This is a genomic window from Cryobacterium sp. W22_MBD10_FK3 (assembly GCF_052113745.1).
Classification (GTDB): Bacteria; Actinomycetota; Actinomycetes; order Actinomycetales; family Microbacteriaceae; genus Cryobacterium.
Map to the genome: position 1 here is coordinate 1 of NZ_JBGQOH010000022.1, position 16,232 is coordinate 16,232.

Genomic DNA, 16,232 nt, shown 5'->3' on the forward strand with positions numbered 1-16,232 from the left:
ACAACACTGAACGCATCCACACCGGCATCGGAGGAACACCCATCAGCCGAGTGTCACCCAGGTAGTGGCTCAGTACAACTAGCGCGCTGGCTCCCGGACTCGCAGGTGGGCTAACCCCACCATGCGGCCCGGCCGGGCTTCACCTGGCCGTCGTCAGATCCTGGCGGGCACCGGCAGTCGCACCAGCAGCCCACCCGGGTCGACACCGAACCGGCCGGTGCGGGTCAGGCCCACCGGGTCACCATCGATCTCGGCGAGCACCGGCCGGTCGAGGTCGAAGCGGAACTCCCGGCCCGACCACTGGCCCAGTGAGGCCATCCCGTTGCGCATCCGGGTGGCGAGATCGATCGCAACCCCCACCCAACCGGCCACGGCGTTCGGGCGCAGCATCACCAGGTCCAGATTGCCGTCGTTGACTTGGGCGCCACTGGCAAGTTGGATGTTGGCCACGACGGAGCTGCAGTTGCAGGCCAGCAGCATGAGGCATTCGCCGCTGGTGTGCTCCTCGCCGTCGACCGACAGGGTCACCCCGAACCCGGCGCGGAACATGGTCGCTCCGCCCGCCACGACGTAGGCGCCCCAGCCCACCTTCTTTTTCAGTTCACCGTCGGTCTGCTCCATGATGGCGGCGTCCAGTCCCACACCGCCCATCACCATGAAGGCGCGTTCCTCGCCGTCGTCGAACGTTGCCAGGCCCACGTCGATGGGCCGGGTCTGGCCGAGGAACGCGATCTCCAGCGCGTCGGGGAGCGAGTCCACCGGGATGCCCAGATTGCGGGCGAGCAGGTTGCCGGTGCCACTGGGCAGCAGACCGCACGGCACCGTCGCGCCGCGCAGCACGCTGGCGACGGCCCGAACCGTGCCGTCGCCGCCCATGACGCAGACGAGATCGGGGGCGTGCGCCAGCGCCGACCGCGCCGCAGCGACGCCCGAATCCTCGATGTTCGTCTCGAACCAGAGCGGGTCGCCCCAGTTGAAGCGCCGCGACGCCACCTCGACCTCGGCCTTCGTGACGGCAAGATCCGGGAACTTGCTCGGATTGATGACAATGGCGACGGTCGGCGCCCGACCCAGCGAAGCATCCATACGCGCACTATAGAACGGTCCCGTCGAGCGGGCGGAAATGCGCGATCGACCGGGCTAAGCTGCCGCGGGACGCAGCACCGATCCCATATTGTTGAACACAGGGTGCCTGGTGGCACGGGGAGGAGGCAACATGGTCGATCGGGCAATAGCCGTCGGCGCGTGGGAGTCCCTGTTTCGCGCCCAGGTAGCCATCATGCGCAGCCTTGCCGAAGACTTTCCGTCGCGGGAGATCTCGTTCAACGAGTACGACGTGATGTTCAACCTGTCTCGTCAACCCGAGCGCAGCATCCGGTTGCGGGAGTTGAACAAGCATGTGCTGCTCACCCAGCCCAGTGTGAGCCGTCTGGTCGACCGTCTGGCCTCCCGCGGGTACGTGCTCAAGCACGCGGACCCCGATGACGGTCGCGGGGCCATCGTCGAGTTGACGGATGCCGGTTTCGCCCTGTTCCGGCGCGTGGCCTTGGACCACATGGGTTCCATCACGACCCGGGTGGGCGACAGTCTGAGCGACGACGAACTGCTGCAGCTCACCGCGTTGTGCGACCGTCTGCGGCTGGGCCCGGACCAGCCCGCCTGAGCCAGCGGCGAGTTCGCCACCCGATTAGCGGCGAGGCGAGGGCCCTACCCCTCACCCCACCGTGGCCCTCCCTTGCAGGATTGCCGCCTCGGCCAGGCGACCCGAACGCTGCCCGGCTGAGTCTGGGTGCCGCGCACGACGAAACTAAGGTTAGCTCAGTTCTGCTGATGCCGCTGGGTCCTCGAAACTGCCGGGGCGACACCTTCGCCCTGTGCAGGCGGCGACCGCGAGCGTAGCCTGCCCGACAGGAGGTGAGCGCTATGCGCGCAACAGAGAACGACCGGATCATCATCCGGGGCAAGACCGATTCAACGCCCGACCGGCACGGCACCATCCGTGAGGTGCGCGGGCCGGAGGGCGAACCGCCCTACCTGGTGTCGTTCGACGACGGCCACGAGACCCTGGTCTTCCCCGGCACCGATTTCGTGGTCGAGCACGCCCGCTGACCGGCGCAACTGTTGCCGGTGCGGACAATTGGTCCCGGCGTACCGGGTGCAATAGTCCGGACGGGCAACAGTTGTCGGCGGTTACCCTCAGGTATGCCCGATCCCGCCCGTCGCTCCCCCGCCGCCCAGCACGCCGCCACCCAGCACGCCGCCGCCGCTGACCGTGTGGCCGCCCACGCCGCGGCGCGCGCCGCCGACCTGATCGACCGCCTGCGCGCCTGGACGCCGCTGGCCCCGGGGCAGGCCGCGCTGCGCGACGAGTACCTCGATTTCGTTCTCGCCTCGCCCGAGGCGGCGCTGGAACGTCACGGCGGCCCGGAGCACGTGACCGGGAGCTGCTTCGTCTTCACCCCCGACCTGACCCAGGTGCTGCTCTGCTTCCACAAGAAGGGCCGGTTCTGGGTGCAGCTGGGCGGTCACGTCGAGCCGGCCGACGGCTCCGTGGCCGACACGGCGATGCGGGAGGCCCGGGAGGAATGCGGCATCGACGACCTCGTGCCGGTCGGCGGCGGCATCCTGGATCTGGACCGGCACGCCCTGGGCGGCGGGTTCAGCTGTCGCACGCACTGGGACGTGGGCTTCGCGGCGATCGCCCGCCCGGAGGCCGCCGCCGTGGCCAGCGACGAGAGCGACGATGTCGCGTGGTGGCCGGTGGCCGCGCTCCCGGAGAACGTGCCCCCGATGTTTGCACGCCGCCTGGCCGGTGTGCTTGCGGAACTCGCGGTAGCCTAACGCCCAAACCGATCAGAGACTTTCAACATTCGGCCAACAAAAAACCCCCGCAATCTTGATGATTGCGGGGGTTTAGCTGTGCGCCCGAAGGGATTCGAACCCCCAACCTTCTGATCCGTAGTCAGATGCTCTATCCGTTGAGCTACGGGCGCAGTGATGAATTCAGGATCGAAACCCTCGAAGACAACTTAGAAACTATAACAGTTATTTTCCGCCCTCTGGTGCGCCTGGGGCCCTCCCGCGGTCCAATTGCACCAGTTGGCGCTTGAGCGCGACCTGCCGGTACGACGTCTCCACCAGTTCGGCCAGCTCAATCCAGTCGGTTTCGGGTGGGTCGAAATCGATCGCCAGCCAGCCGGCGGGGCCGAAATACGGCGGGATGAAGAAGCGCGCGTCCTGCACGAGGGCCCTCCGCTCCTCGGGATCCGGCTTGAAGACCATGCTGTGCGGTCGGTCCATGCTCGCCCCGGCGGTGACGAAGATCTTCTTGCCGGCGCGAAAGGTGGGCCGCCCCCACGCGAGCACCTCGACCGCCTCGGGCAAGTCCAGGCACACGGCCCGCAGCCGGTCCAGCGCCGCATCCGGCTCGTCGAACAGGCGGGGATGCTCCATGGCTAGGCTGGCTCCCCGATGGCCGCGGCCGGCGCATCCGCGGTGGGCACGGCCGTACGGATGCCCAGCCAGGAGACGATGCCGCCCGCGAACATCAGCGCGGCCACGACCACCATTGCGCGCTGGAAGCCGGCGACATCCAGGACCGACCCGACGATGGTGCCGGTCATGGCGATCGCGACGAGACCGGCGACGCGAGCCACCGCGTTGTTGATCGCCGACCCGATGCCCGCCTGTCCGGCGTGGATCGAGCCGAGCACGGCCGACGTGAGTGGGGCCACCGTGATGGCCAGCCCGAGGCCCACGAGCACGATTCCCGGCAGCACGTGCAGCAGAAAGTTGACCGGCGGCACGGCCGTGGTCACCAGCAGGAAGCCGGCGCCGGCCACGAACGGACCGATCGTCATGAACAGTCGCGGCCCGTACTTGCCGGCCAGGGTGCCGAACAGGGTGGCGAAGAGCAGCATCATCACGGTGGCCGGGATGCCGGCCAGTCCGGCGAGGGTGGCGGAAAACCCACCGACCTCCTGCAGGTAGAGCGCGAAGAGGAAGAAGCCCAGGTTAAGCGCGGCGTAGATGCCGACGGTCGCGATGTTGCCCACGGCGAAGTTGCGCACCCGGAACAGCCCGAGCGGCATCATCGGCTGCGGGGCCCTGGCCTCCCACCAGAGGAAGGCGGCGAAGGAGATCAGGCCGATGACCATCGGCAGGTACACGACCGGACTGGCCCAGCCGAACCGGCCCTGCTCGATGAGAGCGAAGACCGGGCCGCCCAGCCCCACCACGGCCAGGCAGGCGCCGAGCACGTCGACCCGAGCGCCGGCCACGGGCCGCATCGGCTCTTCCACCCGGCGGAGCAGGAACATCGTGACCGCGATCGGGATGACGTTGATGAAGAAGACCAGTCGCCAGCTCACCGAATCCACGAGGATGCCGCCGAGCAGCGGGCCGGCGATACCGGCCACCCCGGTCCAGCCGGTCCAGGCGCCGATGGCCTTGCCCTGCGCGACACCGCTGAACGTGGAGGTGATCAACGCCAGCGAACTCGGCACCAGCAATGCCGCCGCGACCCCCTGGAACAGCCGGGCGATCACGAGGATCTCGCCGGTGGGCGCCAACCCGCAGGCCAGCGACGTGATGCCGAACCAGATCAGCCCGGCGCGCAGAACCCGCACCCGACCGAAGGTATCCGAGAGCGACCCGGCCACCAGGATCAGCGCGCCCAGGCTGAGCAGGTAGCCGTCGACCACCCACTGCTGCAGCGGCAGGCCGCCGCCGAGTTCCCTGGAGATCGCCGGCAGCGCGACATTGATGATCGAGCCGTCGAGAAAGGCCACGAATGACGACAGGATGGCGACGATCAGGATGCGGCGCTGGACTGAGGTCATCCCCATAGTTAACTCCCATCGCGGCCGGATGTGGAAGAGCGCCCGCGAGCAGCCCCGCCCGCCCTGAGGCCGTTTCCGCCGGCGAACGGTTGTGTTTCGGGGCCGTAAAGTCCACCCAGCGCGCTTGCGCGCGGGCCTCAGGTGCGGGAGATTGAACTGTTGGACGAGTGTCCAAGTCAAATGACCCACTGGAGACACCGTGCCCGCTGTCGCACACCGCCGCGTCGTACTCATCACCGGAGCCAGCTCGGGCTTCGGTCGCACCTTCGCCCAACGCTTCGCCAAGCAGGGCGCTGACCTGGTGCTCGTCGCCCGGCGTCGCGACCGCCTCGAGACGCTGGCTCGAGACCTGCACGCCGCTTTCGGCACGACGACGACAGTGATAGCCAGGGACCTCAGCCTTCCCGGCGCCGCCCAGGCGGTCGTCAACGACCTCGGCGAGCGCGGCCTGGTCATCGACGCCCTCATCAACAGCGCTGGTTTCGGCACGGCCGGTCCGTTCGCCGACGAACAGGTGGGCCGGGTCACCGACGAAATCCAGCTCAATGTCGTGGCCCTCACCCAGCTCAGCCTGCTGCTGCTCCCCGATCTGCTGCGCTCCCCTGCCGGCCTGCTGCTCAATGTGTCGAGCACCGCCGCCTACCAGCCGCTGCCGAACATCGCCGTCTATGCGGCCACCAAGGCCTACGTCACCGCGCTCACCGAGGCCATCTGGCAGGAATCCCGCGGCACCTCCCTGCAGGTGCTGGCGCTGGCACCCGGCCCCACCGAGACGGAGTTCTTCGCCGCCGCCGGGTCCGACCGCTTCAAGGTGGGGCAGATGCTCACGGTGGACCAGGTCGTCGACGCGGCCTTTGCCGCGCTCGCCCGGCGCAACCCCCCGCCGTCTGTCGTGGTCGGTGGCCGCAACCGGGCCACGGCCTTCGTCGCCCGGCTGGCCCCGGCCCGACTCGCGCTGCGCGTATCCGCCCGGCTCACCGCCTGACCCAGCCCCTCCCCGCCGCACCGGAGACCCATGACCCGCCTCGCCCTCGCCGACCGCCGTGCCGCGTTGATCAGCGCCGCCGTGCGCGTCATCGCCCGTTCCGGCCTGGCCGCGGCCACCACCCGCGCCATCGTCGCCGAAGCGGGCATGCCACTGGGCAGCTTCCACTACGCCTTCGAATCCCGCGACGACCTCATTGCCGCGGTCATCGCCGCCATCACCGACGAGGTGCAGAACGCCGCGCTGGGGGCGCTCCCGGCCCCCGACAGCCCGCACGCCGACCTCGCCGCCACCCTGCGCCACGGCCTCGACCGCTTCCTCGACCTGCTCGTGGCCGACCCGCAGCGCGAGCAGGCCCTGCTCGAACTGAGCCTCTACGCGGTGCGGCAAAATGCCCTCTCGGCGCAGACGACCCACCAATATCGCGCTTACTACCGGGCGGCGGAGCACAGCCTGACCCTGGCGGCCGCCGCGTGCGGCATGGCGTGGTCGGTGCCGCCGGCCCGCGCGGCCCGGCTGCTGGTGACCGTCACCGACGGCATCACCAGCACCTGGCTCGCCGACCGCGACACCGAGGCGGCCCGCGAGACCGTCGTCTTCGCGGCGGATGCCCTCGCCCGGCTCGCCCGGCCGGCCCGGGCGGCCACCCAGACCCTCACAGTTCCGTCCCCCCAGTTCCACAAGGAGCAGCCCCGTGCTGATTGACACCGACCCGCGCGTCCAGGCGCACATCAACCTCTATGCCGTGCTCGGCACGCTTCCGCTGCTGGTGGAGCGGGTGCCGGCGGCCCGGGAGTTGCTCGCCGGCACACCGACGCCGGTGGGCATCCGCTTCGTCATGCCCGGGCTGCCGCGGCCGGTGCTCACCTTCGACGCCACCGGTGTGCGCTGGGGCCGGGAGCCGAAGACCCCGCTGCTCACCCTGGCCTTCACCTCCGTCGCCCACTTCAACCGCATGATCGACGGCACCGCCCAGCCGATCCCCGTTGCGGCACCGCACCGGCTGCGCTTTCTCACCGGGGTCTTCGCGCCCCTCACCGACCTGCTCGGCCGGTACCTGCAACCCACCGAGGCCGATCTGGACGACCCGGAGTTCCGCGAGACGAGCACCATCCTCAGCCTGCACGTGGCGGCGGCGGCGCTGGCCCAGGTGGCCAACGAAGACCGCAGCGGCCGGTTCAGCGCCCAGCACATCCCCGACGGTGACATCGCCCTCGAGGTGACCGGCACGCTGGCGTACCACCTGCAGCTGCGGAACCACCACGCCACCTTCGTGCCCGCTCCGTCGCCGCACCCGAGGGGCGCGCTCACCTTCTCCACCCTCGAGGTCACCGGCGGCATCCTCGCCGGCGACCTCAGCGCCATCGCCTGCATGAGCGACGGCCGCCTGGCCATGCGCGGTGTCATCTCCATGGTCGACAACGTCAACCGCATCCTCGACCGTGTCGGTCACTACCTCGGAAAGTAAGCACCATGACCCTCGTACCCGCCCGCAGCATGCCCACCACCCCGTACACCTTCGAGAAGAGCCGAGCCGCGTTCGACCGCGCCCTCAACGTCATCCCCTCCGGCATCTACGGCCACCAGGGCCCCACGGAGGGCTGCTACATCCCGCAAACCTCGTTCCCGCTGTTCTCCTCGCGCGCCGAGGGCAGTCGGTTCTGGGACCTCGACGACAACGAGTACATCGACTACATGTGCGGCTACGGGCCCAACGTTCTGGGCTACCGCGACCCGGATGTCGACGCCGCCGCCGCCAGGCAGGCCAAGCTTGAAGACGTGGTCACCATCCCCTCCGCGATCATGGTCGACTTCGCCGAACTGCTCGTGGACACCGTGGCGAGCGCCGACTGGGCCTTCTTCGCCAAGAACGGCGGTGACGCCACCACCCTGGCGGTGATGACCGCCCGCGCCGCCACCCGGCGCAAGAAGATCGTCTTCATCAACGGGTTTTACCATGGCGTCGCCCCGTGGAGCCAGAAGCTCGACTACCCCGGCGTGCTCGAGGAGGAGGTGGCGAACAACCTCTACGTGGACTTCAACGACCTGTCCGCCCTGGAGCGGCTGTTCAGCGAGCACCGCGGCAGCATTGCCGGCCTCATCGCGCAGCCGTACATGCACGGCAATTTCGTAGACAACACCCTGCCGGAGGCCGGCTATTGGCAGGCCGTGCGGGCGCTCTGCAACGCCCATGGCGTGGTGCTCATCGTCGATGACGTACGCGCCGGGTTCCGCCTCGACCTGGCCGGGTCCGACCACTACTTCGGTTTCAAGGCCGACCTCATCTGCTTCTGCAAGGCCCTGGCCAACGGCTACAACGTCTCGGCGCTCTGCGGGCGGGAGTCCCTCAAAGACACCGTGAGCAGCCTGAGCTATACCGGCAGCTACTGGATGAGCGCCGTGCCGTTCGCCGCCGGCATCGCGACGCTCACCAAGCTCAAGCAGCTGGATGCGCCGGCGCAATTCCAGCGGCTGGGCACCGAGCTCACCACCGGCCTGCGTGCGGTGGCCACCGAACACGGCTTCACACTGATAACCTCCGGGGCACCGGCGTTGTTCTACCTCCGCATCGCCGACGACGACTCGCTCATGCTGCACCAGGAGTGGGTGGCCGAGTGCGTGCGGCGCGGGGTGTTCTTCACCTCGCACCACAACCACTTCCTCAACGCCGCACTCACCTCCGACGACATCGCCCGCACCCTGGAGATCGCCCACGAAGCCTTCGGCATCGTGCGGTCCCACCATCCCGAACTGGAGTTGACCGCATGAGCGCACCGACGGCCATCCGCCCCCCGGTCGGTATCCGCCGTGCCCGGGTGGCGGTGAGCGCCAGCTACGCCGCGCAGGGCCTCGGCTACGCGGTGGTGGTCACTTCGCTGCCCAACCTCAAGACCCGGCACGGCATCGACGACACCGTGGTGTCGCTCATCGTGCTGCTGGTCTGCGCCGCGGCCGCCGGCGGGTCGCTGCTGGCCGACCGGCTGGCGCTGCGCTGGGGCAGCCGGGTGGCCCTGGTGGTGGGACTGCTGCTCGAAGCCGTGGCCCTGCCGCTGATCGCCTCGCCGGTGGGGTTGCCCGCCTTCATCGCCGCGTTCGCGATCTACGGCGCGGGCCTGGGCATCGTCGACGCCGCCGGCGCCATGCAGGGTGTCTTGGTGCAGCAGCGGGTGGGCGTCTCGGTGATGGCCGGTTTCTTCGCCTGGTACACCGCCGCGGCCATCGTGGGCGCCCTGCTCATGTCGGCCGTGGCCGGCACCGCGGCCAACGCCAGCATCGCCCTGGTGGCGGGGGCCGCCGTGGCCCTGGCCGTGGCCGGTCTCGGTGTGCGCGGCTTCGACCCGCGCCTGACCAAGCTGGCCCCGGCGGCGGATGCGGAACCGCACGGCAAACTGCCGCGCCGGGGCATCGTGCTGTTCGGCACCGTGGTGCTGGCCGCGTTCGTGGTGGACTCCGCGGTGAGCACCTGGAGCACCGTCTACCTGCACGACGTTCTGCTCACCAGTGCCGCGATCGCCCCGCTCGGCTATGCCGCCTACCAGGCCGCCATCCTGGTCACCCGCATCGGCGCCGACGTGCTGGTGCGCCGGTTCGGCCGGGTGATCCTGGCCGTGTGCACCACGGTGCTGGCGATCATCGGCTGTCTGGTCGTGGCGACGGTTCCCGTCGCGTGGGCGGCCGTGGCCGGCTTCACCCTGGCCGGATTCGCGGTGGGGGCCCTCGTGCCGCTGGCGTTCAGTGCCGCTGGCGAGCTGCACGAGGCCCGCAGCGACGAGGTGATCGCCCGGGTCAACCTCTTCAACTACGCCGGAGCCGTGCTCGGCGCCGTGCTGGTGGGACTGCTCGCCGACACCACCGGGCTCGCGCAGGCGTTCCTGCTGCCAATGGCACTGCTGGTGCCGGTGCTGTTCCTGGCCCGCCGGTTCGGACCGCGCCCGCAGCACACCGCAGCGCCTGCGTCCACGTCCACGCCATGAAAAACGTTCGTTTGCGGACTTCCCCCCTTCGTTTGAGAAACGAAGGCCGGAAGTCTGCAATCGAGCAGATCGAACCCCAACGAAACCTTGGCGACCACGCCCGGGCCGCATCCGCACCGGCCTAGACGCGGTCGGGGGCCGGTGCTTGACTGCCCCCATGGCGCACACGACCAGGAACACGCAGGCCTCGTTCGAGTACCAGGGCCTGCGCGCCCTGTTCATCAACTGCACCCTCAAGCGCAGCCCCGAGATCAGCAACACCCAGGGCATCATCACCCTCAGCGCCCACCTCATGCGCGAGCAGAACGTGCACGTCGAGATCATCCGCGCCATCGACCATGACATCGCCACCGGCGTGTACCCCGACATGACCGAGCACGGCTGGGCGTCGGATGCCTGGCCGGCGCTGTTCGACAAGGTCGCGTCCGCCGACATCCTGGTGCTCGGCGGGCCGATCTGGCTCGGCGACAACAGCTCGGTCACCAAACGCGTCATCGAACGGCTATACGCGATGTCGGGCGAGTACAACGACAAGGGCCAATACATCTACTACGGCAAGGTAGGCGGCGCCATCGTCACCGGCAACGAAGACGGTGTGAAGCACTGCTCGTCCAACATCCTCTACAGCCTGCAGCACATCGGCTACACGATCCCGCCCGCAGCGGATGCCGGCTGGATCGGCGAGATCGGCCCGGGCCCGAGCTATCTGGATGCCGGCTCCGGCGGCCCCGACAACGAGTTCACCAACCGCAACACCACGTTCATGACCTGGAACCTCATGCACCTGGCCGCGATCCTCAAGGCCAACCGGGGCATCCCCGCCTACGGCAATCTGCGCGAGCAGTGGGACGCCGGCGAACGCTTCGGGTTCGAACCCAATCCGGAGTACCGCTAGGAGACGACAGCCCCGAGCGCGCGAAACCGGGGCAGGAGGGATACCCGATGTTCCGCCCGCTGCCGAACAAAGCCCCGGCGCAGCAGCAGTCCGCCGCACTCGAATCCTGGCCCCTGGAGGTGCGTGTCACCGGCGGTCTGATCCGCGGAAGCGCACCCGCTCTGGGCGTGCAAACCTGGCGCGGTATTCCCTACGCGGCCCCGCCGGTCGGGCCACTGCGATTCCGCGCACCCCGGCCGGTGATCCCCTGGGCGGGCGTTCGCGACGCCAGCGAATACGGCTCGGTGGCCCCGCAAGACCGGGGCACCCAGTTCAAGGGGGTCAGCCGCCGCACCCACATGGGCGAGGACTGTCTCACCCTGAACGTGCAACGCCCCGCCGAGCGGCCGGCCGACACCGACCTGCCGGTGATGGTCTTCATTCACGGCGGCGGCTATACCTCCGGATCCTCCCAGGACTTCACGGAGCACAGCCAGACCATCGTGCGGAGCGGCCGCACGGTCTACGTCGCCCTCAACTACAGGCTGGGCGCCCTCGGCTACCTCGACTTCAGCCGGTTCAGCACCCGCACGCGCACCTTCGAGAGCAATCTCGGGTTGCGTGACCAGGTTGCCGCCCTGGAATGGGTGCGGGACAACATCCGCTCGTTCGGCGGCGATCCGCACAACGTCACCGTGATCGGCGAGTCCGCCGGCGGCAACGCCGTGGTGACGCTGCTCGCGACGCCGGCCGCCCGAGGCCTGTTCGCCAGGGCGATCGCCCAGAGCCCGCCGTCGAACGCCGCCTACTCGCCCGCGCTGGCCGGCCGCTGGGCCCAGGAGTTCATCGAAGTGCTGCGGCAGGGCCGCGCGCCCGAGCTGGCCGGCGGGCGGCGCCCGGCCGCCGAACTGCTCGACACGGTCGCCTGGCCCGCCCTGGTTCGGGCCGCCCTCGTGCTGCAACAGCGCACCCCGGATGTCGACCCCGGCACGTTCTGCATGGCCCCGGTCGTCGACGGCTCCTTCCTACCGGAACGCCCCCTAGACGCCTTCCGGCGGGGGCATGCCCATCCGGTGCCGCTGATCATCGGAACCAACGACAGGGAGGGGTCGATGTTCCGCGGCCGGATCGACATCCTGCCGCGGTCGATCCAGCGCATCCAGTCGCTCTTCGATGAGGCCCCGCCCGGTTCGCATCAGGGCATGCGGGCGGTGTACTCCGCCCTGCCGGCCCTGCGCGCCGAAATGGATTTCGGCGGCGATTACGCGTTCTGGTTTCCCAGTGTGCAGGTCGCGGAGCTGCACTCCAGGTCGGCGCCGGTGTACCTCTACCGCTTCGACCTGGCCCCGCGGCTGCTGCGCCTGCTCGGCTACGATGCCACCCACGGGCTGGAATTGCTCGCCCTCTCCACGTCTGCCACCGACCATCGACTGCGCAGGCTCACGTCGTTGGGCGGCCGGGCCAGTTTTCTACGCACCGGCGACCGGATGCGCGCGCACTGGCTGAGCTTCGCGGCCACCGGACTCACCGGGCCGGGCTGGCCGGCCTACACCGAGGGCGACCGGCTGACCCTGATCTTCGACGAGGCCGACAGGGTGGAGTCAGACCCCCGCGGCGAGCGCCGGATGGCCTGGTTGCAGTTTTTGCCGAACCTGTAGCCGCAGCGTCAGCGACCGCCCAGCATCTCGCCGGCGTTCGCGCCCACCCAGCGCACCAGCGGCAGGAGGTGCACGGCGAGCTCGTGCCCGCGGTCGGTGAGGCTGTAATCCACCCGGGGCGGGATGCTCGGCTGTGCGGCACGGTGCACGAGGCCGTCGGCCTCGAGGGTGCGTAGGGTCTGGGCGAGCATCTTCTCGCTGATGCCCTCGATGCCACGGCGCAGTTCGCCCCAGCGCAGGCTGGTCTCCGAGAGCGCCACGATCACGAGCACACCCCACTTGCTTGTGACGTGGTCGAGCACCACCCGGCTGGCACAGCCGGCCGCGAAAACGTTCGCCGCCGGAGCCTCAGAGCCGGCGGGCACGGGGTCGCCGACCAGCCGGGCGAGACGGTCGCGCACGGCAACGTCAACGGTGGGCGGGGCGTCGAGGTGGCTCAGTGCGGCGGTCATGGTTAGTAGCTTACCAAAAGGTGGGTACCTGCGGTAGGGAAGTATTGGGCACCGGCGTCGGTTACACCCACCAGAAGGCACGCGAATGCGCGCCGCGAAGGGATCACCAATGTCTATCGTCGTCACCGGAGCCACCGGCCAGCTCGGCCAGCTCATCGTCGAGCACCTCATCAACCGCGGCATCGCCCCGGCCGAGATCACGGCAGTGGGCCGCAACACCGCGCGTTTGGCCGACCTGGCCGCGACCGGTGTCGCCACGGCTGTCGTGGACTACTCCGACCCGGCCAGCCTGGCCGCCGCCTTTGCCGGCGCCGACCTGCTGATGCTGGTCTCCGGCAGCGAAGTGGGCCAGCGCGTCGCGCAGCACACCAACGCCATCACCGCCGCGGTCGCCGCAGGCGTGGGCCGCATCGTCTACACCAGCGCCCCGAAGGCCGACACCTCGGCGCTGATCCTCGCGCCGGAGCACAAGGCCACCGAGGAAGCCCTGCGCGCCTCCGGCGTCGGGTTCACGATCCTGCGCAACGGTTGGTACACCGAGAACTACGCTGCCACCGTGCAGCAGGCCCGCGAGACGGGCGTCTACCTCACCAGCGCCGGCGACGGCAGGGTGGCCAGCGCCTCCCGCACCGACTACGCCGAGGCCGCCGCCGTGGTGCTCACCACCCCCGGCCATGAGAACACCGTCTACGAGCTCGCCGGCGATGTCGCCTGGACGGGTACCGAGATGGCCGAGGCCCTCACCGAGGTTGTCGGCCGCCCGGTTGTCTTCACCACGGTCTCTGCCGAGGAGCACACCGCGATCCTCACCGGCGCCGGCCTGGACGGCGGCACCGTGGGCTTCGTCGTCGCCCTGGACGGCAACACCCGCGACGGACTGCTGGCCGGCGGCTCGAGCGACCTGGCCACTCTGATCGGCCACCCCACCACCCCACTGGTGGACGGGCTGCGCGCGGTCGCCTAACCCCCCGAAGCGGCGCTGCGGCCGCGACCCTGAGCATCCGCCCCCGGCCCGTCACGCGCCGGGGGCGGAACCATTGAGCCCGCCGGAGGCCTCGACTACGCTGTACGGATTATCGGAGGGAGATCATGAAACCACTTTCTGCTGCCGAGATCCGGGGTTCCATCGTGAACGCCACCGCCGAGGAGATTTCCCGGATTCCGCTCCCCGGCCTGCACGAGACCATCTGGGATGAACGCGAATACCTGGGTTGGCGTGACCCGCAGTCGCCACAGCGCGGCTACATAGTGTTCTGGCGGGGGGATGCCCCGCTCGGCATGGTGTTGCGGGCCGCCACCCGGGGACCCGGCCGGTCGATGTCGGCGTTCTGCTCGCTGTGTCGCACCCAGCAGCCGGCCCACCAGGTGAGCCTGTTCAGCGTGCCCAAGGCGGGACAGGCGGGCAGGGACGGCAACACCGTCGGCACCTACATCTGCTCCGACCTGGCCTGCTCCACGCTCATTCGCATCTTGCCACCGCCGTCGCAGATGCAACCCAACCCCGCCGAGATGGTCGCCACCCGGGGTGCCGGCCTGCTGGCCCGCCTCGAGGGTTTCACGAACGAGGTGCTCAAGCCCGCTGAGTGACCGATGCCACGTGTTCGGGGGTGGCGCGGTAGGTTAGGGATGACCCGGTGATGACGCCGATGACTGTGGGGCAGGGGGTGGGGGCATGGCACATTCTGCCCAGCGCCCGGGGGTCGGATATCGCCCCGGACTCTTCAACGCGGCAGAATCGGCCGGCATCCTGCTTGCCTTCGCCCAGATCGGCTTCGGGCTCCCGCTTTTTCTCTACGCCTGGTATCAGTCCGTGCAGAACGAAGAACCCAAGGTCATCCTGCTGGCCGTCGGAGCGGCTCTGCTCGCCTCCGGCGCCGTCACCGCCTGGTTGCGCCGGCGGATCAGCGTTCCCCTCCGGCACCTCTCGCTGTGCTGGATGGGCATCATGGGCATTGTTTGCCAGGCCGCCAGCGGTGCCGAGCCGATCACCTTCACCTTTGCCTGGACCCCCAGCCTGCTCGCCCTGATCGCCTTCGCGGTGATCCCCGCCGCACAGTCGCTGGCCTACCCGATCGTCTTCATCCCCCTGTCCCTGATCACCCTCGCGATCCACCCCAATGCCAACCCGGCGGATGTCGCCATGTCCTCGCTCCTGATGCTCTCCACCGGTCTGGGCTTGACCTGGTTCGCCCGCAGCGCTCTCCTGGCCGAGACCGATGAGCTCACCGGCATCCACAACTTCGCCGGGTTCGAGCAGGTGCTCAGCGCCGCCATGCGCGACAACGCGCCGACCGATCCGCTCTCCCTGGTGCGGCTGGACATCAACGAATTCGCCCTGGTCAACCGGCGCGAGGGTCTCGAAGGCGGCGACGCGGCCATCGTGGCCTTCGTCGCCGGCGTGAGAGCGGCCCTGCCCGCCACGGCAACGATGGGCCGGATGGAGGGCGACGCGTTCGCGATCCTGCTGCCAGCGCTCACCGCGGCCGAGGCCCGCAACCTGGTGGTGGCGGTGCAGGGACAGGTGGCGGGGTTTTCGGCCGGCATCTCGTCCCGGGAGGTCGGCGAGTCCGAGAGCGAGTTCTTCGGCCGGGCCGGCAAGGCGCTGTTCGAGGCTCAGCGCGTGGGACGGGGCAAGATCGTCTCCCACGGCGGGTACTACGCCTCCCCGGCTGCCGTGCGCGACGGCCTCCGCAACGGCGAGTTCTACCTGCTCTTCCAGCCCGTGATCGACCTGGTCACCGGCACCGCCACCGGCGCTGAGGCGCTGGTGCGGTGGCAGCACCCCCGACGGGGCCTGGTGCCGCCGAGCGAGTTCATTCCGCTCTGCGAGGCGAGCGGTTCCATCGAGGTGCTCGGGCATTGGGTCGTTCGCGAATCAATTGCCCAGGCTGCGACCTGGCGTCGGCTGCGCCGGTGGGACCGCCCGGCGGTGAGCGTGTCCATCAACGCGTCGGCGCGGGAGCTGGCCTCCGCCGGTTACGGCGAGTTCGTCCTCCGCGAGTGTGCCGACATGGGCTTTCCACCCGCCCTTGTGCGCATCGAGGTCACCGAGACCGACTTCGGCACCGATGCGGCGGTCGTGCGCGACAACATCCGGGTTCTGCGGGGCGCAGGCGTGCTCATCTCGATGGATGATTTCGGCACCGGACACTCGAGCCTGTCCAGGCTCACCGAGATCGATCTGGACGTGATCAAGATCGACCAGTCCTTCGTGAGCACGATCGATTCCGAGCGCGATTCGCCGGTCGCCGACCTCACGATCAAGCTGGCCGCGACGCTCGGCCTCCAGGTGATCGCCGAGGGCGTCGAAACCGAAACGCAGGCCCAGTGGCTGCGGGATCGCGGATGCCCGTTCGCGCAGGGCTACCTGTACTCACGGCCGGTTCCATCCGACGAGTTCGTGGCGAGGTTTCTCGACCAGCGGTCCCCCGCCCACCCCTGATGGCGC

17 protein-coding genes and 1 tRNA gene are annotated in these 16,232 nt (G+C 69.4%); 13 read left to right on the plus strand and 5 right to left on the minus strand.

The window, feature by feature from the left end; all coding sequences use genetic code 11:
• Window positions 1–153: 153 nt before the first annotated feature.
• Window positions 154–1,086, minus strand: coding sequence for a diacylglycerol/lipid kinase family protein (locus ACEN2M_RS15880; protein WP_441649117.1), 933 nt, complete (start codon window positions 1,084–1,086; stop codon window positions 154–156).
• Window positions 1,087–1,216: 130 nt separating this feature from the next.
• On the opposite strand from ACEN2M_RS15880, the gene ACEN2M_RS15885 reads away from it, so the two are divergent.
• The 3 genes from ACEN2M_RS15885 to ACEN2M_RS15895 all read left to right on the plus strand — a co-directional run bounded on the left by ACEN2M_RS15885 (window position 1,217) and on the right by ACEN2M_RS15895 (window position 2,841).
• Window positions 1,217–1,663 (plus strand): MarR family winged helix-turn-helix transcriptional regulator, encoded by a 447-nt coding sequence (locus ACEN2M_RS15885; protein ID WP_441649118.1) that lies wholly within the window; start codon window positions 1,217–1,219, stop codon window positions 1,661–1,663.
• A gap of 260 nt (window positions 1,664–1,923) precedes the next feature.
• Entirely contained in the window at window positions 1,924–2,109 is a 186-nt protein-coding gene (locus tag ACEN2M_RS15890) for a DUF1918 domain-containing protein (protein WP_134452604.1), read from the plus strand.
• 93 nt (window positions 2,110–2,202) lie between these two features.
• Window positions 2,203–2,841, plus strand: coding sequence for an NUDIX hydrolase (locus ACEN2M_RS15895; RefSeq protein ID WP_441649119.1), 639 nt, complete (start codon window positions 2,203–2,205; stop codon window positions 2,839–2,841).
• A gap of 79 nt (window positions 2,842–2,920) precedes the next feature.
• Here ACEN2M_RS15895 and ACEN2M_RS15900 read toward each other — a convergent pair.
• The 3 genes from ACEN2M_RS15900 to ACEN2M_RS15910 form a co-directional block, all read right to left on the minus strand.
• Window positions 2,921–2,993: transfer RNA gene (locus ACEN2M_RS15900), tRNA-Arg, on the minus strand.
• Between the two features lie 52 nt (window positions 2,994–3,045).
• Window positions 3,046–3,453, minus strand: a complete 408-nt coding sequence (locus tag ACEN2M_RS15905; protein ID WP_441649120.1) for an MmcQ/YjbR family DNA-binding protein — start codon at window positions 3,451–3,453, stop codon at window positions 3,046–3,048.
• 2 nt (window positions 3,454–3,455) lie between these two features.
• Window positions 3,456–4,841, minus strand: coding sequence for a DHA2 family efflux MFS transporter permease subunit (locus ACEN2M_RS15910; RefSeq protein ID WP_441649121.1), 1,386 nt, complete (start codon window positions 4,839–4,841; stop codon window positions 3,456–3,458).
• 199 nt (window positions 4,842–5,040) lie between these two features.
• On the opposite strand from ACEN2M_RS15910, the gene ACEN2M_RS15915 reads away from it, so the two are divergent.
• The 7 genes from ACEN2M_RS15915 (at window position 5,041) to ACEN2M_RS15945 (ending at window position 12,332) form a co-directional block, all read left to right on the plus strand.
• On the plus strand, window positions 5,041–5,826 hold the full coding sequence (locus ACEN2M_RS15915; protein ID WP_441649122.1) for an SDR family NAD(P)-dependent oxidoreductase: 786 nt from the start codon (window positions 5,041–5,043) through the stop codon (window positions 5,824–5,826).
• Window positions 5,827–5,856: 30 nt separating this feature from the next.
• Entirely contained in the window at window positions 5,857–6,531 is a 675-nt protein-coding gene (locus ACEN2M_RS15920) for a TetR/AcrR family transcriptional regulator (RefSeq protein ID WP_441649123.1), read from the plus strand.
• On the plus strand, window positions 6,521–7,294 hold the full coding sequence (locus ACEN2M_RS15925; RefSeq protein ID WP_441649124.1) for a hypothetical protein: 774 nt from the start codon (window positions 6,521–6,523) through the stop codon (window positions 7,292–7,294). Before ACEN2M_RS15920 ends, ACEN2M_RS15925 begins: the two co-directional genes overlap by 11 nt.
• Window positions 7,295–7,299: 5 nt before the next feature.
• Complete coding sequence (locus ACEN2M_RS15930) at window positions 7,300–8,595, plus strand: aminotransferase class III-fold pyridoxal phosphate-dependent enzyme (RefSeq protein ID WP_441649125.1); 1,296 nt, start codon at window positions 7,300–7,302, stop codon at window positions 8,593–8,595.
• Entirely contained in the window at window positions 8,592–9,800 is a 1,209-nt protein-coding gene (locus ACEN2M_RS15935) for an MFS transporter (protein ID WP_441649126.1), read from the plus strand. The genes ACEN2M_RS15930 and ACEN2M_RS15935 overlap by 4 nt, the downstream gene beginning before the upstream one ends.
• Window positions 9,801–9,957: 157 nt before the next feature.
• On the plus strand, window positions 9,958–10,695 hold the full coding sequence (locus ACEN2M_RS15940; protein ID WP_441649127.1) for a flavodoxin family protein: 738 nt from the start codon (window positions 9,958–9,960) through the stop codon (window positions 10,693–10,695).
• Window positions 10,696–10,742: 47 nt separating this feature from the next.
• Entirely contained in the window at window positions 10,743–12,332 is a 1,590-nt protein-coding gene (locus ACEN2M_RS15945; protein WP_441649128.1) for a carboxylesterase/lipase family protein, read from the plus strand.
• A gap of 8 nt (window positions 12,333–12,340) precedes the next feature.
• On the opposite strand, the gene ACEN2M_RS15950 is transcribed toward ACEN2M_RS15945, so the two are convergent.
• On the minus strand, window positions 12,341–12,784 hold the full coding sequence (locus ACEN2M_RS15950) for a winged helix-turn-helix transcriptional regulator (protein WP_441649129.1): 444 nt from the start codon (window positions 12,782–12,784) through the stop codon (window positions 12,341–12,343).
• 109 nt (window positions 12,785–12,893) lie between these two features.
• On the opposite strand from ACEN2M_RS15950, the gene ACEN2M_RS15955 reads away from it, so the two are divergent.
• The 3 genes from ACEN2M_RS15955 to ACEN2M_RS15965 all read left to right on the plus strand — a co-directional run bounded on the left by ACEN2M_RS15955 (window position 12,894) and on the right by ACEN2M_RS15965 (window position 16,226).
• Window positions 12,894–13,748: an SDR family oxidoreductase gene (locus tag ACEN2M_RS15955; RefSeq protein WP_441649130.1), complete on the plus strand. Its 855-nt coding sequence runs from the start codon at window positions 12,894–12,896 to the stop codon at window positions 13,746–13,748.
• Window positions 13,749–13,873: 125 nt separating this feature from the next.
• Complete coding sequence (locus tag ACEN2M_RS15960) at window positions 13,874–14,371, plus strand: FBP domain-containing protein (protein WP_441649131.1); 498 nt, start codon at window positions 13,874–13,876, stop codon at window positions 14,369–14,371.
• A gap of 85 nt (window positions 14,372–14,456) precedes the next feature.
• The gene (locus tag ACEN2M_RS15965; protein WP_441649132.1) at window positions 14,457–16,226 is read left to right on the plus strand and encodes a putative bifunctional diguanylate cyclase/phosphodiesterase; all 1,770 of its coding nucleotides are present in this window, start codon (window positions 14,457–14,459) and stop codon (window positions 16,224–16,226) included.
• Window positions 16,227–16,232 lie beyond the last annotated feature (6 nt).